The organism is Desulfonatronospira sp., from assembly GCA_003563255.1.
Lineage (GTDB): Bacteria > Desulfobacterota > Desulfovibrionia > Desulfovibrionales > Desulfonatronovibrionaceae > Desulfonatronospira.
In genome coordinates this window covers 1-19332 of record PWSL01000081.1, presented here as the reverse complement: position 1 = coordinate 19332, position 19332 = coordinate 1, and the positions used below count along the sequence as shown (strand labels likewise).

General features: G+C 51.5%; 16 protein-coding genes and 2 tRNA genes. 11 read left to right on the top strand and 7 right to left on the bottom strand.

Annotated features, from left to right (window positions below; all coding sequences use genetic code 11):
• The coding region (locus QZP87_RS02385) for a hypothetical protein (protein ID WP_291321319.1) at positions 1-282 on the bottom strand (282 nt) is incomplete at its 3' end.
• Positions 283-524: 242 nt separating this feature from the next.
• Between QZP87_RS02385 and tig the strand changes: the two genes are divergently transcribed.
• From tig to clpX, 3 genes are all read left to right on the top strand, one after another.
• Complete coding sequence (tig, locus tag QZP87_RS02380) at positions 525-1850, top strand: trigger factor (protein ID WP_291321318.1); 1326 nt, start codon at positions 525-527, stop codon at positions 1848-1850.
• 185 nt (positions 1851-2035) lie between these two features.
• Positions 2036-2644, top strand: coding sequence for an ATP-dependent Clp protease proteolytic subunit (locus QZP87_RS02375; protein WP_291321317.1), 609 nt, complete (start codon positions 2036-2038; stop codon positions 2642-2644).
• Between the two features lie 38 nt (positions 2645-2682).
• Entirely contained in the window at positions 2683-3933 is a 1251-nt protein-coding gene (gene clpX / locus QZP87_RS02370; RefSeq protein ID WP_291321316.1) for an ATP-dependent Clp protease ATP-binding subunit ClpX, read from the top strand.
• A 45-nt stretch (positions 3934-3978) separates the two neighbouring features.
• Here the strand turns inward: clpX and QZP87_RS02365 are convergent, their stop codons facing one another.
• The 3 genes from QZP87_RS02365 to dksA form a co-directional block, all read right to left on the bottom strand.
• A complete protein-coding gene (locus tag QZP87_RS02365) occupies positions 3979-4422 on the bottom strand; it encodes an iron-sulfur cluster assembly scaffold protein (RefSeq protein WP_291321315.1) in 444 nt (147 codons plus the stop codon).
• 553 nt (positions 4423-4975) lie between these two features.
• Positions 4976-6466 carry an NFACT RNA binding domain-containing protein gene (locus tag QZP87_RS02360; RefSeq protein ID WP_291321314.1) on the bottom strand — a complete coding sequence of 497 codons (1491 nt, stop codon included), beginning with the start codon at positions 6464-6466 and terminating at the stop codon, positions 4976-4978.
• Between the two features lie 82 nt (positions 6467-6548).
• On the bottom strand, positions 6549-6911 hold the full coding sequence (gene dksA / locus QZP87_RS02355) for an RNA polymerase-binding protein DksA (protein WP_291321313.1): 363 nt from the start codon (positions 6909-6911) through the stop codon (positions 6549-6551).
• Between the two features lie 669 nt (positions 6912-7580).
• Here dksA and QZP87_RS02350 point away from each other — a divergent pair.
• From QZP87_RS02350 to QZP87_RS02325, 6 genes are all read left to right on the top strand, one after another.
• Positions 7581-8327 carry a DUF364 domain-containing protein gene (locus QZP87_RS02350; protein WP_291321312.1) on the top strand — a complete coding sequence of 249 codons (747 nt, stop codon included), beginning with the start codon at positions 7581-7583 and terminating at the stop codon, positions 8325-8327.
• A gap of 109 nt (positions 8328-8436) precedes the next feature.
• Positions 8437-8511, top strand: a tRNA-Gly gene (locus QZP87_RS02345).
• A gap of 19 nt (positions 8512-8530) precedes the next feature.
• Positions 8531-8605: transfer RNA gene (locus QZP87_RS02340), tRNA-Cys, on the top strand.
• Positions 8606-8798: 193 nt separating this feature from the next.
• Complete coding sequence (locus tag QZP87_RS02335; RefSeq protein WP_291321311.1) at positions 8799-9530, top strand: methyltransferase; 732 nt, start codon at positions 8799-8801, stop codon at positions 9528-9530.
• Positions 9530-11254 carry a YcaO-like family protein gene (locus tag QZP87_RS02330; protein WP_291321310.1) on the top strand — a complete coding sequence of 575 codons (1725 nt, stop codon included), beginning with the start codon at positions 9530-9532 and terminating at the stop codon, positions 11252-11254. The genes QZP87_RS02335 and QZP87_RS02330 overlap by 1 nt, the downstream gene beginning before the upstream one ends.
• A 178-nt stretch (positions 11255-11432) precedes the next feature.
• Positions 11433-11750 carry a TusE/DsrC/DsvC family sulfur relay protein gene (locus QZP87_RS02325; RefSeq protein WP_008869793.1) on the top strand — a complete coding sequence of 106 codons (318 nt, stop codon included), beginning with the start codon at positions 11433-11435 and terminating at the stop codon, positions 11748-11750.
• A 53-nt stretch (positions 11751-11803) separates the two neighbouring features.
• Here the strand turns inward: QZP87_RS02325 and QZP87_RS02320 are convergent, their stop codons facing one another.
• Positions 11804-14398, bottom strand: coding sequence for a tetratricopeptide repeat protein (locus tag QZP87_RS02320; protein ID WP_291321309.1), 2595 nt, complete (start codon positions 14396-14398; stop codon positions 11804-11806).
• Positions 14399-14749: 351 nt separating this feature from the next.
• Complete coding sequence (locus tag QZP87_RS02315; protein ID WP_291321308.1) at positions 14750-15589, bottom strand: glycosyltransferase family 2 protein; 840 nt, start codon at positions 15587-15589, stop codon at positions 14750-14752.
• Positions 15590-15633: 44 nt separating this feature from the next.
• Between QZP87_RS02315 and QZP87_RS02310 the strand changes: the two genes are divergently transcribed.
• Complete coding sequence (locus tag QZP87_RS02310; protein WP_291321307.1) at positions 15634-16371, top strand: UPF0280 family protein; 738 nt, start codon at positions 15634-15636, stop codon at positions 16369-16371.
• 1 nt (position 16372) lies between these two features.
• On the opposite strand, the gene dnaA is transcribed toward QZP87_RS02310, so the two are convergent.
• Entirely contained in the window at positions 16373-17722 is a 1350-nt protein-coding gene (gene dnaA, locus QZP87_RS02305; RefSeq protein ID WP_291321306.1) for a chromosomal replication initiator protein DnaA, read from the bottom strand.
• A gap of 952 nt (positions 17723-18674) precedes the next feature.
• On the opposite strand from dnaA, the gene QZP87_RS02300 reads away from it, so the two are divergent.
• Positions 18675-19332: HAD-IC family P-type ATPase (locus QZP87_RS02300; RefSeq protein ID WP_291321305.1), on the top strand; the 658-nt coding region annotated here is incomplete at its 3' end.

Here is a 19332-nt window from a genome sequence, read left to right as displayed (position 1 = left end):
GCTCTCCCCGCACTTATTTTTTCCAATAAAACCAAGATCATTTGTAATAAAAATAAGTGCGGGGGTGCCTGTCCCCAATTGAGATACGTAATTATATTTTATAAGTTTCGCTGTAGTGTTAGCACAAATTTCGAAACAACATGTTGTTTCATTTTCAAAGAAAGCCAGGAGCTTTTTCCCACGGAACACACGGAAGGGCACGGAAGTTTTTAAAGCGTTGCGAAGCAACGCATATGCCGTGAAATTCCGTGTATTGCGCCTGCCCAGTTGAATCTCTTCCATTCAACCGGGGGGCAGTCTCTTTTGTCCCGAAGGGGCCTCTTATTCCGCGCAGGGTCGCGGAATAAGCTTAGCACGGATCAGGGACTGTCCCAGGTGGGATAAGAGCACTTCTTTATCCAGGGTTGCGGGCACAGCCCGCGTTAGCGCTGAACAGATACATTTCCTTAAACCAGAAAATCAACCGTTCCAGGTTTTAAAACGTTCTTAAATAAAAAAGATACCCCTAAGGAGGTCCGCAAACTATGGAATATAATGTTGAAGATGTTTCCCCTGTGAAAAAAAAGATAAATGTTCAGGCCCCCGCTGATGAAGTACACGCGGCCCTGTCCGCCGCCACTGCCATGTACGGCAAAGACGTGGAAATGAAAGGTTTTCGCAAGGGCAAGGTGCCTTCTTCGGTGGTTGAGGGCAGGTTCAAAAAAAAGATTTACACTGAGGCCACCAACGACCTAATCAACGTCCATATCAACCAGATCATGAGCGAGATGCAGTTCAACCCCCTTTCCCGCATAGATGTAGATGCAGATCTTCTTGAAAGAGGCAAGGACTTCAATTATTCCATCAGCTTTGAGGTAGCGCCTGTATTTGAACTGCCCCCCTACAAGGGCATCGGCATCGAAGAAGAAGAGGTCCAAGTGAACACCGATGAGGTGGATCTGGTCATAAACCGTATCCAGAACAACATGGCTGAACTGGTCATTATTGAGGAAGAACGTCCCCCAAAAGACAATGAGGTTGTAGTTATCGACTTTGAGGCGTTTGAGGACGGCAAATCCATCGAAGGTGTCAAGGCGGACAACTTCCAGATGACCCTGGGTGAGGGCGCTGCCTTGCCCGATTTTGAAGAACTGATCAAGGAACTGAAGCCCGGAGAGACAGGAACCCGCGAAATAACACTCCCGGATGACTTTATTAACAGTGCCCTGGCCGGAAAGACTGTGCAGATGCAGGTCACCCTGCACAGCATCAAGGAAAAAAAGCTGCCCGAAGTGGACGAAGAACTGGCCCAGAAGGCCGGGGGCTTTGATTCCGTGGAAAAACTCAAGCAGGTAATCGAAAATTCTTACAAAAGCACCCGCAAGGAACTGCACAAAAGCTCTGCACAGAAAAAGGCCCTTGACGATCTCAAGACCAGGGTTGATTTTGAGCTGCCTGACTCCCTGGTACAGGGACGCATCCAGCAGAAGATTACCGCACTGCAGAACCAGTTGGAAAAAAAGGGCAAAAGGCTGGAGTCCATTGGCAAGACAAGGGAAGAACTTGCAGAAGAGTTCAGGCCTCATGCCGAAGACATGGTCAAATCCCAGCTTTTCTTGCTGGCGGTGGCCAAAACCGAAGGATTGACCGTCAGCGAAGATGAAATGGATGCCTATATCCAGAAGCAGGCGCAGGCCGGGGGACAGGAACCCGCACAGCTCAAAAAATTTTACCAGGACAACAATCTCATGTTCGCCCTGCAGGACACCCTCCTGGCGGACAAGGCCATGGAATTTATCTACGAGCATGCCGAGATCAAGATGGTGCCGCCTCAAACAGGCGATTCCACGGTCCAGTCGGCCCAGGCCTGAACAAATACTCAACTAACACTAAAGCGAAACTTATAAAACTTTTCAACCTGCTAAATCGGGGACAGGCACCCCCGCACTTATTTTTATTACAAATGATCTTGGTTTTATTGGAAAAAATAAGTGCGGGGAGAGCCAGTCCCCGGAGGTGAATAAATAAGTTTCTCTGTAGTGCCAAGGAGATAGTAATGAGTTACAATGTGCCCATGGTCATAGAAACCACCGGAAGAGGGGAGAGGGCGTACGACCTGTACTCCAGGCTGTTAAAGGATCGAATAATCCTTTTGGGCACCCCTATTGACGATCACGTGGCCAACCTTATCTGCGCCCAGTTGCTCTTCCTGGAGTCAGAAAGCCAGGAAAGGGAGATCAATTTTTATATCAACTCCCCCGGCGGTTCAGTAACCGCCGGATTAGCCATTTATGATACCATGCAGTACATTTCTGCGCCAGTGGCTACAGTATGCCTGGGTCAGGCCGCCAGTATGGCGGCTCTGCTCCTGGCAGCCGGCAACCCCGGCATGCGCTATGCCCTGCCCCACAGCCGCATCCTCATCCACCAACCCATGGGAGGATTCAAGGGGCAGGCCACGGACATAGATATACAGGCTAAGGAAATAATCCGCCTCAAAGCCAAGCTGAATAAAATCCTGGCCCATCATACCAGGATGGAGCTGGCCAGGATCGAGCACGATACGGATCGGGACTACTACCTTGAAGCACAGGATGCCAGGGATTATGGGCTCATAGACAGTGTGCTCACATCCAGATCCGAAATTGACAAAACAGGTCAATAAATTAAAATAGTCAAAAATTGGAACACTAGAGGTGACTCATGGCCAAAAAAAAGAAGCCATATGTGGCTGACCTTGGCTGTTCTTTCTGCGGCAAGACCCAGGATGAAGTGGACAGGCTGATTGCCGGCCCGGATGTATATATCTGCAATGAGTGTGTATCCCTGTGTGATGAGATCATTGCCCAGGATCATGCCGAGGAAGTCGAGGAAGGCGACACCCTGCTGCCACCCTCGGATCTTAAAAGAGCCCTGGATGATTACGTGGTGGGACAGGAACAAACCAAGAAGCTGCTTGCTGTTGCGGTTTACAATCACTACAAGCGGGTGCGCTATGTAAAGACCCGGAAAGATGACGTGGAACTGGACAAGAGCAATATCCTTCTCATCGGGCCCACCGGTTCCGGCAAGACCCTCCTGGCCCAGACTCTGGCCCGGGTGCTCAAGGTTCCATTTGCCATAGCCGACGCCACCACTCTGACCGAGGCTGGATACGTGGGCGAAGACGTGGAGAATATCCTGGTGCAGCTCATGCAGAACGCGGACTATGACCTGGAGGCCGCCTCCAAGGGTATCATTTACGTGGACGAGATAGACAAGATAGCCCGCAAGTCCGACAGTCCTTCCATCACCAGGGACGTATCAGGGGAAGGGGTACAGCAGGCCCTTTTAAAAATCATAGAGGGCACCGAGGCCAATATTCCCCCCAAAGGCGGACGCAAGCACCCTCAGCAGGAATTTATCCGCATGGATACCTCCAATATCCTGTTCATTGCCGGGGGAGCATTCATAGGTATGGAAAAGATAGTCCAGGAAAGAGTCCATAAAGGCAGCATGGGATTCGGCGCCAAACTCGGCACTCAAAACACCTATACTCAAAACGAACTCATCAGCATGGCCCACCCGGCGGACCTCATTAAATATGGCCTTATACCTGAATTTGTAGGTCGTATTCCCGTGGTTTCCTCCCTGGAGGAACTTACTGAGGACGATCTGGTCCGCATTCTTACAGAACCTAAAAATGCACTGGTCAAACAGTACCAGAAGATGTTTGAGCTAGACAACATCAGGCTCAAGTTCACTCAGAACGCCCTGCGGGCAATTGCAGCCAAGGCTATGGAAAGAAAAACCGGTGCAAGAGGCCTTAGAAACGTCATGGAATCCATAATGATGGATGTCATGTACAACCTGCCTTCACCGCATGGAGTCCAGGAGTGTCTGATCAACAGGGAAGTCGTGGAAAAAGGCATCGATCCTCTGCTTTTTTACGAACAGGAGGTTAAGACGGCTTAAATCCTCGCAACAAGGGTATGCAAAGCCTTATAAATCCCGGAGATGTCAGGCCACCCGGCAGGACTGCGGCCTTAATAACTTCTCAACGGCCCTGTGCAGGGCCGATATTCCAAGCTGAGCATATTTCTTCCTGGCAGGGGGCAACCCGGGCAGGAGACGCATGATATCTTCCGGTCGCAGTTCCATGGCCTGCTTCAAGGGCCTGCCCCGGGCCAGTTCGCATGTCACTGAAGCGCATACCACGCTTGTGCCGCAACCTTCGCTGAAAAAAGTCGCCTCTGATATCACATCATTTTGCAGACGCAGGTAAATGGTCATCTTGTTGCCGCAGGATCCGGCCGCCTCGGCCTTACTGTCATATTGAAGCATTCTGCCCATAAAAGCCGGGTTTTTCCACCGCCTGAAAACCTCAGGACCAAAATCCTGCAATGCCTGGTGGTCCACCCTGGCCTGCAGTTCGTCAAAAGAGCGCTTCATGCTTTCTTTCATATTTTTCTCCGGCAGTTGTACCAAGACACGACTGAAAAATATTCTTTTTGCAGTCACAGGAGCCAGATGGCAGGAATCAGTACAATCAAAGATTTATGGAATTGGATAGGCGCTTAGCACAAATTTCAAACCAACATGTTGGTAACTGTTTCTGACATCCTGCCCATCTGGATTAGATCACGCGCACGGCGTAAAATCCCCTCCCTTAGGAAGAAAGTATGGGGGTATGGGGGTATCCATGAGTGGGTGTAAAGATGTTTTGACTCCCATACGCCCATACTCCCATACTCCCATACGCCCATACTCCCATACTTCTTAAGGCAGGGATAAGAGCACTGCTTTATCTTGGGTTGCGGGCAAAGCCCGCGTTAGTTCCTGAATTCTTCATTTCCTGGCTGTTTAGCGATTTTAATTTGTGGCTGGTTAAATCAGGGACAGGCAGCTCCGGCACCCACTTGAATGTGTTTTTGTGCCTTTGAAGCCTGATTTTCAGCTTCAGGTGGGTGCCGGAAGAGCCAGTTCCCTTGAGGCACAAATAAGTTACGTTGCAGGGTTATTCCTGCTGCAGCCTGAGCCTGGGTTCCAGACCGGGATCCAGCTCCACCACCAGGCTTTCCTGTTGTTTTTCGACCTTCACCCGTCCCGGCGCACCTTTGACCGGTCTTACATCTTTAACCAGAGCCAGAATGACCCGGGCCTTGTGTTCGTGTTTCTGGAAACTTGCCAGGGCCGCCAGGGCTGCGGCCTCTTCCAGAGATCTCCGAGGCACGGCCTCTTCTTTACTTTGCCGCTTCAAAACAGTATGAGCTCCAGGCCCGTCCTGTGCATGCAGCCAATAATCAAACCCGGAAGAGTGGTCTCGCAGAAGGTCCCCTGCCACCCGGCTGTTTCTGGCTCGAAGTATGAGATAACCGTCGCTGGATCTGAATACATGTGCTTTAGCGGCCACCCGGCTGTTGCTGATCTCTCTGGGCTTCGGACCTGCCGTGAATGTATCTGCCCCGGACCCATCCCTGGCCTGGATCCCGGAATTCAGCAGCCAGGTCTCTCTTGCTGCTGCCACCTGCAGCCCACGCTTGCCTTTGCTGGCCCTTTTAAAATACCACTGCATATTTTCCCGGAGGGTTTTGCTTTTGTCCAGTGCAATTTCCTGCACCCGACCCCGGGAGTCTTCCAGTTTCAGAACATCTATTTTCTGCTCCGGATCCAGGCGGTATAGATTAGCCTGGATCAACCTGCCTTTTTCCCCAAGCTCAACCATCTCCTGCAGACGTCTGCGATCCTGGTGCACCTGGCTTAGACTTTTCTCCAGCTTTCGCGTCTTTTTTTTCTCCAGCTTCTGTAACTCCTTTTCCCTGGGGGCGTTCAGTAGACTTTCAAGCCTGGGCTTCGAAAAAAAAGCAGCCGCCTCAAGGGCAGAATCAAACTCCTGGCACTCAGGGCTTTGCAACATCCTGAAGCAGCTTAGTACGGAGCCGCCCCGTGTTCTGCGACAGATAAAAAACCCCTCCGGCTTGCCCATGGCCAGAAGATCAAGAAGCCGGCGGGCCTCATCCGGACTACGCCCGGCCAGTTCACTTCTCAGTGGTGGAGACAGCTGGGGATGATCCACCCAGACCTCTTCATGATGAAGTACTGTCTCCAGACCGGGCCAGGAGGGGTCTCTTTCCTGGGATTGGTCAGGGCAATCCACAACATGCAGACCTTGCACCAGATCCAGAACCAGCCAGGAGGAATCAGGAGCGGACAGCTGCAGGAGTATCCTTCTTTGGGGCCAGACATTAATCATGTCCAGGATACGCCGGTTTTTAACGTGTTTGCGCAGCCACATGGCATGCGCCGGTGGCTGGGAGGGATTGGCAGGTTTGGTGGCTGAAAGGTAAAAAAAGCCCCCCTTGCGGGAACAGGCCAGAATAAGGTAGCCGACTCTGCCCAGATCCAGGGTGTAAATGCCGAAACCCGGCATATAGATCTTTTGTATGCGGGACCCGCGGACTTTATTAAAGAGTTCGGCTGCGGCAAACCGGAAAAAATTGGCCTCCATAAAGGATCACCGGGCATTTCTGATCGTTAAGAATATTGTGCATAAACTGAGATCACACAAAATGATCATAAAGATTCAGGAGCTATTCCCCGTGCAAAGCCTCCTGCTTTTCCTGCTTGCTTTTGCACTTGATGCACAGCGTGGTTACAGGTCTAGCCTTGAGTCTGGCCTTGGAAATATCCTCACCGCAATCCTCGCATTCTCCGTATGTCCCGTCGTCAATACGCTCCAGAGCCTCTTCAATTTTCTTTATCAGTTTGCGGTCACGGTCCCTCAAGCGCAGGGTAAAGGCGCGGTCCGACTCTGCGGAAGCTCTGTCTGCAGGATCAGCGTAAATTTCACGTTCTTCTGTCATGTCCTCCAGGGTATCTTCGCCTTGTTCCAAGATTTCCTGCCGCATTTTTTTAAGAATTTCTCCAAATGCTTCAATGTCAGCCTGGTTCATTACTCGGGTCTCCTGTTGGATATTTAGGGTTCGGTTCATCTCCAGCCAGAATGAATGTCACCCGGATTTTGCGACCTTACCGGGTTGACATTAACACTGCAGCGAAACTTATAAAACTTTTCAAGTAACTTCTCAATAACTCCGGGCAGTATTCCTGGATACCGGCTTCCGCCGGTATGACATCACAATGCAACCGCCTGTTTTCATTCGTCATTCCGGCGAAAGCCGGAATCCAGATATTTTCTTAGTGTAAGATCGCCAGGAGTTATTGAGAAGTTACCTTTTCAACCTGTCGAAATTGGGGACAGGCCCCCCCGCACTTATTTTTCAGAAGGATGATTGACAGGTTTAAATAAAGTGCGGAGAGAGCCAGCCCCCGGAGGTCAGGCATAAGTTTCGCTGTAGTGTTAAGAAATATTCGCTCATCACGGCAAATGCGAACTGATGGCAATTAATGGCAATTAATAAAAAGTGTAAATTAACTCATAGATGCCGGGATGTAAAGATATACCAGCTGTTTTTGTTGTACATGACAGCAAATTTGTTTAATCTGGACCTGATAACAGCCTGCCGAACGCTTTGCAGCGGGAGTTATCAGACGGCTTAGCCCTAACCCCAGGCCGGTATCCGGTACTCACCTGAATGTCTGCCGGTAAGGAGAATCAGCTTATGCAGATAACCCAGGAGTTTATTGTAAACGAAATTATTCATGAGGCTGTGGCGCTGCCTGACAGGTCAGTTAGAAATCTGGTTATCGGCAGACAGCTGACTGGTGTGCGCTGCCATATGCAGGCTGGCATATGTTCCAGACTGCCCGGCGCGGACCAAAGAAAGCCGGACCTATACAGGCCTGATCTACCATTAAGCCTGCATCAGCTTTTGCCAGGCCTTAAGCAGCAGGGAACTCTGCAGGCATCTCTGGCGCTGGCCGCAGCAGGCAGCATGATGAACCAGCGTTTGAACGGTATGCGCCTGAAGGCCCAGGATCTGATTCTGGAGCTTGGCCGTGGAAAAAATGTAGCTGTTATTGGACACTTTCCCTTTGTGCATAAACTCAGGTATAAGTTTAACAACTTCTGGGTGTTTGAAAAAAGACCCCGTGATTTTGATCTGCCGGAGACTGAAATGCCGCGCATCCTGCCCAGGGCGGAACTGATAGCAGTCACAGGCACCACGCTGTTAAACGGGACTTTGGCTGAAATCCTCAGCATGTGCAGCCCCAGGAGCATCAGGCTTCTTATCGGACCCAGCACACCCCTGGCATTCTGTCTGGGGGACGCAGGCATACACTATCTGGCCGGCTGCAGAGTGCTAGAGCCGGATCTGGTGTTTGAGGGCATAAATAAAGACCGCTGTTTTCGTGAACTGCAAGGTGTTGAACATTTTATCTGCGAAACCTCTGCCCCCCGGGAGTAAACATAAAATATAACTGGACTAGGGGCGAAGCCCGCTTAAGTGATTTTTTTTCCTTTAAAAATATTCTTGACACTCCGTACGCTCTGCTATATCAATATAAATTCTGAGTGCGGGAGTAACTCAGTGGTAGAGTGCAACCTTGCCAAGGTTGAAGTCGCGGGTTCAAATCCCGTCTCCCGCTCCATATCCTTCGACCCCGACCGGGCGGCATAGCCAAGTGGTAAGGCAGCGGTCTGCAAAACCGCCATTCTCCGGTTCAAATCCGGATGCCGCCTCCAAACCCAGAATGCAGGGCATCCGCCTTTATAAAATGAATCTACACTGCCTCAGCAGTTTCGAAATCAAACCTGATTAAATCCTCACAACTCAATCTTGCAGGTACTTATCCACGAAAAACAAAACCATACCAGACCAATAAAGTATGAAATAAGCCAGGTCCACCCTGGCCTGCATCATCTGGAGGTAAAAAGAGTGCAGGATATTGACTTTTTGCAGCAAAACAGCTTGGACCACCTCATGGCCAGTGCCCGGGAAAAATACGATGTTGTTTTTGAGCCCGTTCGAATCGGGGAAATGTCTCTGGATATCCTGCAGATAGCCGACATGGAATCCTACATTGATCGCCTGGCGGAAAAAAGCGGAGAGCAGGTTGAATTGCCCTTCTGGGCCAAGATCTGGCCGGCCTCGGTCCTGCTTGGATATTACCTGTGCTCCCTGCCCGCTCAAAAGCCTCTGGACATGCTGGAACTGGGGGCCGGAGTGGGAGTCTGCGGCCTGGCGGCTGCAGCCATGGGCCATAATGTTCTGATCACCGACAACCATCCCGATGCCCTGCTCTTCGCCAGGATAAATATCCTGCGCAACAATCTCCAGGAAAAAGCAGCGGTACAGGCCGTTGACTTCACTGCCGACCGTCTGCAAAGACGCTTCGACTGTATCCTGGGGGCTGAAATTCTGTACCTGGAGGATACTTATCCGCAGCTCCTGAACTTCCTGCAGCAGCACCTGGGTATTGACAAGGACTGTGAAATCATCCTGTCCGCCAAAGACAGCCGCAAATCCCCGGCTTTTTTCAATCATGCCTCCCAAAAATTTCAGATAAGCCGCAAGACCGTGAAGTGCAGGGATAATGACCCGCAGGACGCCTCCGCCGGGGAAAACCACAGCATAACCATTTACAGACTGAGGGCTCAGCAACATTGATGCAGATCGGTTCCAGCCCTAAAGGATATACCGGGGAGGCGGATAAAGCCCACACCCCGGAAGAGACCGCCCGCAGGGTCACCCTGGCCTTTAACAGGCACCGGCAGACCATTTTAAAAGATCTCAGGCGCATTGATACCGGCCGCCTGGGCATTCCTGTGTATTTCAGCTACTACGGGACCAGGGCCAGGGAAATGGGCGTGCCCAAGCGCCAGCAGATGGGCAAGGGAGCATCCCCTGCCCAGGCCAGATGCTCGGCTCTAATGGAACTGGCTGAAAGGTATTCCTTTTTCAGTTTTAATGCCGATCCAGACAACTTCATCCGGATGTCCTGGAAAGAGGCCCGGGCCAGGTGGGGAGAAAAGATGCTGCCCACCAGCGAGATTATAAAATCCGTCCAGGAAGACATTTCCCTTCAAAGGGCGGACGACACCCTGGACCTTCTGCGGTGGCGCTTTACCCCGGCCCTGAATATCCATCCCGGACAGCAGGAATACGTACCCCTGGACTGGTTCAAAAAACTGAATGAATTCAACGGCGGCAGCGCTGGAAACACCTTTGAAGAATCAATTCTCCAGGGAGCCTGTGAGCTGATTGAGAGACACACAAGCGCCCTGGTGGACAGACAGCAGCCAGAAACACCCACTATTAATCCCGGATCAGTCACCAACCCGGTTTTAAAGGATCTCTTAAACAGGTTTGACAGGCACCGGATCCAGGTATGGCTCAAAGACTTCACCCTGGGCTTCCCGGCACCCACGGTGGGAGCTCTGGCCTATGATCCCGCCACATTTCCAGTCCTTAGCGAAATAGTCTTTACCGCCGGAACAGCCACTTCTCCTGAAATGGCGGCTATCAGGGCTCTGACCGAGGTGGCCCAGCTTGCCGGGGATTTTCACTCCGGGAGTAATTATGAGGCATCCGGCCTGCCCAAGTTTTCCGATATCCGCCAGACCGCCTGGATTACCCGGGGGGAAAGTATTAACATTGACCGTCTTCCGGACATTTCCTGTCCGGACATGGGACAGGAACTCAAGGACCTGTGCAGAGGACTCAACCTGATGGGATACAATCTTTATTCTGTTTGCACCATGCAGCCTGAGCTGGAAATCCCCGCCAACTACAGTTTTATCCCGGGATTTCTTTTCAGGGAAAGGACGCCCGGGGCCAGTATAGGAATGTTTGTGGGACGTATTCTGGCTGAAGAAGAAGATCCCTTTTCTGCGGCTTCCAGGCTTGAAAGACTGGGCGAGCTTTACCCCGGCGCCCCTTTTATACCCTTTTATCAGGCCATGAACCTCCTTATGCGCCAGAAATACCAGGAAGCCTCAATATACTTTGCCAGAGCCGAAGAAGTTCAGCCTGATCCCGAGTCCCGAGCCCTGAGCGCCTTTTACAGTGCCTATGCCTTGTCCGGTCAGCAGCGGTGGCGGGATGCTATAGCACCTTTAAACCGGGCCATAGAACTGGATCCACAGGTTAAAGAATATTTCAACCTGCGCGGGGTTGCTTATTTTAAACAAAAAGATTATGAACAGGCAATACATGACTTTCAAAGGGCCTTGCAGCTTGACAGCGGTTCGTCCATGGACATGCTCAACCTGGGCATGTGTTACAGGGCCCAGGGCCGCAAGAATGCAGCAGCAGAGATCCTTAAGAGGGCCCTGGATCTTGATCCGGACCTTGCAGCCGCCAGGAATTATCTTGAAGAACTAAACGATTGACATGGCCGGAATTTTTGCAGAGAAAAGGCATTGACAAAAATACGGCCTCAATCTTATGATTTATATTACAGACATCGATTATTGCCGTAAGAGGCTGAATATATTCTCTTAAGGACAGAATTGACGCCACATGTTCAGGCGCAATTTATTATGATCAACAATCAAGGAGGTATCAAAGATGGCAACAGTTGAGTTCAAGGGCAAAACATTTGAAGTAGACGAAGACGGTTTCCTGCAAAAATTTGAAGACTGGTCCCCTGAATGGGTGGACTATGTTAAAGAAAGCGAAGGCATTAAAGAATTGACTGATGAGCACCAGAAGGTAATCGATTTTTTGCAGGACTATTACAAAAAGAATGGCATTGCGCCCATGGTTCGTATCCTCTCCAAGGTAACCGGCTTCAAGCTGAAGCATATTTATGAACTGTTTCCCTCCGGCCCCGGCAAGGGAGCATGTAAGATGGCCGGACTGCCCAAACCTACCGGGTGCGTCTAATAGAGAATGTTCATCGCATTTAAAAAAACGGATCCCTGACGGGGTCCGTTTTTTTATTCCTTTTTATTTTTATAATATTTAGCCTTTAGGCGCTCAAAAGATATGGTCGTCCTGATGGCGGCCAGGGCCAGGGACAGGATGGCCATCAGCATGATGCCCACCTGAAGCATGGCCTCCCGCTGTTCCAGGACGGAAAAGGCCCAGTCCACCTCCCGGCGCAGGCCTGCGTAGGTGCCTGCCCCCACCAGGAATGTCCCTGCCAGCAGTACCGCCAGCAGTATCCAGAAAAAGCTTCTGGTCATAAAGTACAGAAACAGGCTTGCGTCCCTGAACAACTCCAGGCTTTTAAGCCTCTTCTGCATCCTGGAGATATGTTCTGCAGCCATGGTCAGTTCTGCCCGGGCCAGTCTGTAACCTTCAGGGGCATTAATATCCAGGCTCTGGACCTCCTTGAGCATTGCCCGGACCTCTGAACCAAGACGGAAAATTTTTGCCGCGGCTATACTGTTTAAAGGAATCAGCCCGGCTTCTGCATTAATCTCCCTGAGGCGCTGGGCAATGTGTGCGAAGTCCTTCTTCACCTCGTGCACTTCATTGCTTATGGCTATTTCCAGGTCTTTCTGCAGGCTGCCGACTCCGTCAACCAGCCTTACAAATGCTACATAGTTATCCCTGCCTGCCAGTTTCTGCAAGCCCTGGATGCGGCTTTGAAACTGATCGTGCCGCGGATGTTCTTCCGGAAACCATGCCTGGGCCTTCCGGGCCAGCTTCTGAAGTGTCGTCCCTGAGGTCTGAGCCTTTTTTTTCCGCTGCTGCCAGGTACTGTACAGGCTGCTCATGAGATGCTGATGGCCATAGGCCAGCTCGGGGTCCACCAGGATCTGGTTGAATATTTCCGGTCGCTCATTACAAATTTCCAGAAAAATGCTCAGGGCCTGTTCCACGTCCCCAGCCTTGACCAGGCAGACCCCTTGCCTGTACCTGGCTTCCTGCATGCCTGGCGAGGTCTTCTGGGCTTCCTGGTAAAGAGTATATGCCCGGGAGAAATCATTGCTTATTTCTGCCAGTCTGGCCCTGAGGTACAGATGATAGCTCTGCTGCAAAGGGGTGTATCCCAGTCTTCCGGCTTCTTCCCAGTATGCCCGGGCAGCCTTGTGATCGTTTTCCTCCAGGCTCAGAAAACCAAACATGGTCCTGGGCCGGAAATCCCTGGCCTGGCTCAGGCAGAGCTTTTTAAGGCTGTTACGCGCCAGGCCGGTTTGCTTCATGCGTAAATTCTCAATAATCCCCCAGTTGTGATCATCTTCAGCATCGGACAATTGCTTCAGGCCTTGGGGCCAGTCTCTGCCCCTGCTTCTACGCATGAGGCGCAGGGTCCGGTGCTGGGCCGGATAGTTGATGCCCAGTATGGTACGCATAACCAGTCTGGATGGACTGGAACCCTGCAATAAAGTCTGCCAGGGCGTTGAGGAGCGTATTTCCTGTTCCAGACTTTCCAGCCCGGAATTAATGTCCTGCAGGTCTAGCAGGGCCATCTGCTCCAGGACATATTCAATATGAAAAAGCTGTCTGGTGGGGCAGTCAACTTCTGCATGGATTTTCAATCCGCAATAAAAACAGGGTCCGGATTTACCCTGCACAAGGCCCTGAGGCATCGATACATCCAGCCTGGCCTGGATTTCCTCCTGGTATGAAGGCCCCAGGGCGGCACGGCACAGATCAGTTATCTTTCTGTCTCTGGGGGGCATGGAGTCCGGGAGCACCTGCAGGGAACGGCCCAATTGAAGTATGTTTTTCAGGGGCAGGTACAGTTGGTCCGGTTCCACCTGTTTCCATTCCGGCAAAAGCCTCTCAGGGATGCCATCAGCAGGATTTATGCCGGGATTCTCCACACCAATAAGATAACATGAAAGATGCCTGCCGGCCTTCATGCCTGAAAAAACAACCAGCAGTTCCAGACACCAGTTCTTGAGCTGCCGGATACCTTCAACCTCTACCAGCAAAAGATCTTTTCCACCGCGGTGGGTCTTAAAACCCATCCTGGAGCCGAGTTCCTGTAAAACCTCCTGCTGTTTTTCCCAGTCCCGGGCGCCCTGCAGCGGGTCCCCTGAAAATTCCGGACGTATTATAAAAATCCAGGACAGCTTCGGTGTAAAACGGACCTGTTGCGTGGCCCTGAAGTAGCACCAGTACATCTCTTCGGGCAGAAAGGTAGCAGCCGGCTGCTCCAGCTTTATACCCGGAATGGGTGATATGCCGTCCTTGACCCTGGCATGAACCCAGATTTCAAAATCCCGGGGGTATTCCACCGCAAGATTCTGAATGCGCTCTTCAACACTCAGGTTGAATCTCATATCAGGGCCGAAATTGAGTTTTACCGGAAAGACCCTGACATGAGCCATGAGTTCTGAACTGGCATACCACTTGTACAACTGGGCGCAGGCACCCATGAAATCCTGGGAAACAAACAGCCAGAGGCTTTGCTGCCCTGAAACGGCCACATCAAAACCGCCAAAACTCTGCAGAGTTTCAGGGACTGAGCCCGGCAAGTCTTTGGACCAGGTCAGCCAGACCGCATACCCCTGGGCGACCATCTGAATATGATCCGGGGGGGAAAGCTTTTCTGTCAGCAGAGATAGACTGTACATAATTCCAAAAAAGGACCGGCCCGCTCTGGAAAAATAAGTGCGGGACGGTCCCATGGCCAAGCGCCGACCTCAGGCCTTTGCTTGAATTTTAATTGTTTTGGTATCTGTTTAGCACTACAGCGACACTTTAAGAGCCAGTCCCTGTGCCACATGCCTATCTTTTCACTTTCAAAGCGTTGAAGGAGCACTGCAGCGAAACTTATAAAATATAATATTGCACCTCAATTGGGGACAGGCACCCCCGCACTTATTTTAATTGTAAATGATCTTGGTATTATTATAAAAAATAAGTGCGGGGAGAGCCAGTCCCCGGAGGTCAATCATAAGTTTCGTTATAGTGGTAGTCATGTTTTAAATTTTCACGACCGGTGGATACAGGTATGGCTCCACCAGTCTTTTGACCCTTTCTGCCTCTTCCAGCCGGCCTCTTTTTTGACAGCCTGCTATATAAACCCGGGCCTTTTTTTCAAGGGTCTGCCTGACAAGGTTACTTTTTTCCCTGCCAAGGCCTCGTTTTTCCAGGATTCCCAGCAAGGCCCTGATTCGCCACAGGTCCAGACCGATTATGTTTCTGGAAAGCTGATCACTGCGCCCCCCCCGTTTTACTGTAAGCACTCTGGGCAAAAGCCCCACCGGGTAATCCTGGCTGACCCTCAGCCACAGCTCATAATCTTCGCAGGCCGGAAGAGATTCATTGAAAATATATCCTTTTTGAATAAGGCTTGCATGCATCATGGCGCAGGATGGGCTGACCAGGCAGAGTTCCAGGCTTTTGTCGAAAATCCAGCCGGCATACTGTTGGTGCCTTTTGCCCGGATTGACCTTTCGGCCTCTGCGAACCCAGGCTTCCATTGTCTGGGCGACAGCATACCCTCCTTTCTGCATAAATCCAAGCTGCAGTTCAAGCTTTTTTTCCAGCCAGTAATCATCCGAATCCAAAAGAGCCACATACCGGCCCCGACAAAGACTCAGGCCCAGATTGCGAGCAGACGCCACCCCTTTATTTTCTTGATAAACCTGCCTTAATCTCTTATCGTTCAACCCCAGAAGCACATCCCTGGTGGAGTCGGTGGAACCGTCGTCAACCACGATCAGTTCCAGACTGTCCAGGCTCTGTGCCAGGACCGAAAGCACCGCATCTTTGATGAAGCCGGCCCGGTTGTATGTTGGAATGATTACGGATACAAGCATGTCAGTTCAGAAGCAAGGCAATTAAACCATCCCGGCGGATTCCCATGAACCGTTTCAGTACTCACCGCGCTTACCGCAGCTTTTGTGCGCCAGGACCCGGAGAAATATCCTACCAGGTGGTCCTGGAGCAAAGCGATCTTTATATAACCAGTGCCACGGACCTCAGCCAAATCGCCCTGGAACGTCTGGGCCTGGTAAGGGGACAGATCCTGGGTTATGCCCAGCTGTACCCGGAGTTTCTCACCTCTCTCACCCCTGTGCCGGCGTCCAGCATAGCCCCGGCCATAGTCCGCGAAATGGCCCTGGCCGGGGAGATCTTCGGGGTGGGTCCCATGGCTGCTGTGGCCGGAGCCATCGCCCAGGACGTTGCTGCATCACTTAATGACCGGTCTCCAGAAATTATTGTGGAAAACGGCGGGGACATTTATCTTTATTCCCGGCGCAGCCGGACCATCGGCCTTTTGCCTCACCCGGACCAGGACATGTCCCTGGGTATTGTCATTCCTGAAACCGGCTTTCCCTGCGCAGTATGCTCTTCTTCGGCGACCACCGGGCATTCCCTCAGCCTTGGCCATGGAGATCTGGTCGCAGTCAAAGCCGGTAGCGGAGCCGTGGCTGATGCTGCTGCCACGGCCTTTTGCAACCTGATAAAGGATAAAAAAAGTCTTCAGTCTCTGCACAAAACGGTTAATAAGCACCTGTGCCTGCACATCAGCGGAGTCCTGGCCCAGAAAGGGGAAGATATGGCGGTGATGGGCGATATTGAGCTTGTCGCTCTTTAATTCAGGTGGGCATGACCCTGCTGACGGCGTCCTTGAGCTGGCGACCCAGGGGGGTGTCGGTGTTGACCTCCTTTTCAACGTTGGCCACTCCTTTGAGTACAGTGGAGTGTCTGCGATTGAAACGGTACCCGATTTCTTTGAGGGAATGCCCGGTATATTTCCTGGCCAGATAAAAGGCCAGGTTCCTGGCCAGGACATGCTGCTTCCTGCGGCTCTTGGAGCAGATCTTCTCCCGGGGCAGGTCAAATACCCGGCAGACGGACTGGATGATCTCTTCCAGGTCCAGGTTCTGCTCCTTTAGATCATAGTTCTTGAGTACTTCCAGGGCCATCTCCAGGGTAATACGTTCCTTGAGCATCCTGGCCTTGAACACCAGGTTGCTCAGGCAGCTTTCCAGCTGGCGGATATCCGTCTGGATGCGCTCCGCCAGCACCCGGGACACCTCCTGGGGCAGGCTGACCTGCATGCGGGTGGCCTTCTGAAGCAGAATCTCCTGTCTGGTTTGCAGGTCGGGCTTGTCAATGACCGCCATGAACCCCCGGCACAGCCTGGAAACCAGGTTGGAATCCAGGTCGTTTAATTCTTTGGGCAGAAAAGAACTGCTGAGAACAACTTTTTTCCCCTGACTCTGCAGGGAATTTATTGTGGACAGAAATTCACCCTGTATCTTTTCCTTACCCTGGAAAAAATGAATGTCTTCCAGCATGAGGATATCTATCTGGTTCCGGTACCTGGCTTTGAACTGCTCCACCTGCTTGGACTTAATAGCCTGGATAAGCTGGCAGGCGAATTCCTCAGCCGTTAGATAAGCAATCCTGAGTGTATCTCTGTTGCTTTCATTGGCCAGGTTACTGCCCATGGACTGAACCAGATGGGTCTTGCCCAGCCCGGTGGAAGAACATAGAAAAAGCTGGTCCGACGATACCTGCTCCCGGCAAAAGCTCCTGGAGGCCACGAAAGCCAGTTCGTTGCAGGGGCCCACCACAAAATCCTGAAAGCTGTGACGAAACCTTGAAATCACCTGAATGTTGCTCTGGACCGGCAGATGCTTTCTGCTTTCCCTGGAACGGGTCTGCCCTGATGCCCCCAGTGGAGTACAGACATCATCTTCCCGGGCCGTGGTAATTTCAAGCCTGGGAGTAATCCCCAGTACATCCTGTCCGGCTTCTATGATCATCCCCTGCAGCCGCTCCCGGACCCAGGAGGCCACAAACTCGTTGGGTGCCTGTAGCGTCAAAACCTGGTTCTCCGGATTGAAACCACCCTGCAAAGGCTGGATCCAAAGCTGAAAAACACCGGATTTAATGGATTTTTCGAGGATTGTTTGGATTCTTTCCCATACGTTCGTCATGGGTTAATCATCTATCTCACCCCGGGTCATTGATACAAGCTCTAAAATCAGTGTTTTCCACCGGTTCTGAGTAAATGTCACTTTTACATTTAACTACTTGAAATATATGAATTTAATTAGATTATCCAGGCTTATCAGGTCATTAACTATGGGGTTCATAGACATGCCGCAACCGGTTGATCTTTAGAGCGTAATTGGACCTGTACCAGCAGACAGACTTTTTTTGTCTGTTACTACAACTACGTTTTTATAACAATTTCTTTTATTTTCTAAATATTAAAATCTGATAAGGAGGTATTGTTCAAAACATCCAACGTAAACTGTGCCCGCAACCGTAACAGTTCAGCCATCTGCATGTGGCAAGGGGACCGGCTCTCTCAGCCCTCTCTCCGAGCTGTATGCTCTCCCCTCCGGCTCAGCCGATTGAAAAAGAACCCTTTTCAGTATTACTATGGCGAAACTTTGTGTAAATTATCGCCTCGACCACCGGGGACAGGCACCCCGCACTTATTTTTAAAATCCGTCAGTCTTCTGTAAGCAAAACAAGTGCGGTGAGCCAGTCCCCTTCCAGCTTAAATTAAGTTTCGCTCTAGTGGTATGAAAACCAACTACAAAAGACCGGTATTCCTGATCGTTATGAACTGGTCTTGACAATAACTGAAACAGTTACAAAATATGTATCTGTTCAGCGCTTAAGCAAAGCAGGGCACAGGCACTCCGGGACCCGCCTGAGCATCATTTTGTGCTTAAAAGGACTGTCTTTTGGGGACAAGTTGGTCCCGGAAGAGCCGTTACCCGTGCCACAGTACATATTTCGACCAACATGTCTGTCGTTATAATAATTGCGGTGAGGCCAGGTCCCCATGCCAGGCTCAAATCACTGACAGATACCTGCCGGCTGTCTGTCACTATAATGAAGATATACTGACATATTAACCTGAGGAGATACCTAGTGAGCACCGATTCCAATACGAAGCAGGAAACCTCCTGGCACTCCATGCCGGTGCAGGAAGTCCTCCAGCACCTGCAGACCTCTGAAAACGGCCTGGATTCCAGCCAGGCCCGCCAAAGGCTGGACAGCTTTGGCCCCAACAAGCTGCCCCGGGCCAGAAAACAGGGGCCTTTCAAGCGTTTTCTGCTGCAGTTTCACAACGTACTTATATACGTCCTGCTGGCAGCCACCATTGTCACCGCTCTGTTGCAGCAGTGGGTGGATTCGGCTGTGATTTTCGCTGTTTGCCTGGTCAACGCCCTCATCGGATTCATCCAGGAAGGCAAGGCGGAAAAGTCCATGGAAAGCCTGCAGGGCATGCTGGCCCCCGTGGCCACAGTCCTGCGAGACGGTCAGAAAAAGACCGTGCCCGCGGAAGAACTGGTCCCGGGAGACGTGGTAGTCCTTTCAAGCGGGGACAAGGTCCCGGCTGACCTGCGCCTTTTCCAGGCCAGGGACCTGCAGATCGAGGAGGCCGCCCTCACCGGGGAATCGGTACCAGTGGGCAAGGATATTTACGAGGCAGACCCGGAAGCAGGTCTGGGGGATCGCTCCTGCATGGCCTTTTCCGGAACCATGGTGGCCTACGGCCAGGGAGCGGGAGTAGTGGCCGCCACCG

Excerpts from the sequence above, each read along its gene's own strand:
- QZP87_RS02365 (WP_291321315.1), bottom strand. The coding sequence starts at position 4,422 with ATGAAAGAAAGCATGAAGCGCTCTTTTGACGAACTGCAGGCCAGGGTG.
- QZP87_RS02325 (WP_008869793.1), top strand. The coding sequence starts at position 11,433 with ATGGCAACAGTTGAGTTCAAGGGCAAAACATTTGAAGTAGACGAAGAC.
- QZP87_RS02330 (WP_291321310.1), top strand. The coding sequence starts at position 9,530 with ATGCAGATCGGTTCCAGCCCTAAAGGATATACCGGGGAGGCGGATAAA.
- QZP87_RS02315 (WP_291321308.1), bottom strand. The coding sequence starts at position 15,589 with ATGCTTGTATCCGTAATCATTCCAACATACAACCGGGCCGGCTTCATC.
- QZP87_RS02375 (WP_291321317.1), top strand. The coding sequence starts at position 2,036 with ATGAGTTACAATGTGCCCATGGTCATAGAAACCACCGGAAGAGGGGAG.
- QZP87_RS02320 (WP_291321309.1), bottom strand. The coding sequence starts at position 14,398 with ATGTACAGTCTATCTCTGCTGACAGAAAAGCTTTCCCCCCCGGATCAT.
- dnaA (WP_291321306.1), bottom strand. The coding sequence starts at position 17,722 with ATGACGAACGTATGGGAAAGAATCCAAACAATCCTCGAAAAATCCATT.
- QZP87_RS02350 (WP_291321312.1), top strand. The coding sequence starts at position 7,581 with ATGCAGATAACCCAGGAGTTTATTGTAAACGAAATTATTCATGAGGCT.
- QZP87_RS02310 (WP_291321307.1), top strand. The coding sequence starts at position 15,634 with ATGAACCGTTTCAGTACTCACCGCGCTTACCGCAGCTTTTGTGCGCCA.
- dksA (WP_291321313.1), bottom strand. The coding sequence starts at position 6,911 with ATGAACCAGGCTGACATTGAAGCATTTGGAGAAATTCTTAAAAAAATG.
- tig (WP_291321318.1), top strand. The coding sequence starts at position 525 with ATGGAATATAATGTTGAAGATGTTTCCCCTGTGAAAAAAAAGATAAAT.
- clpX (WP_291321316.1), top strand. The coding sequence starts at position 2,683 with ATGGCCAAAAAAAAGAAGCCATATGTGGCTGACCTTGGCTGTTCTTTC.
- QZP87_RS02360 (WP_291321314.1), bottom strand. The coding sequence starts at position 6,466 with ATGGAGGCCAATTTTTTCCGGTTTGCCGCAGCCGAACTCTTTAATAAA.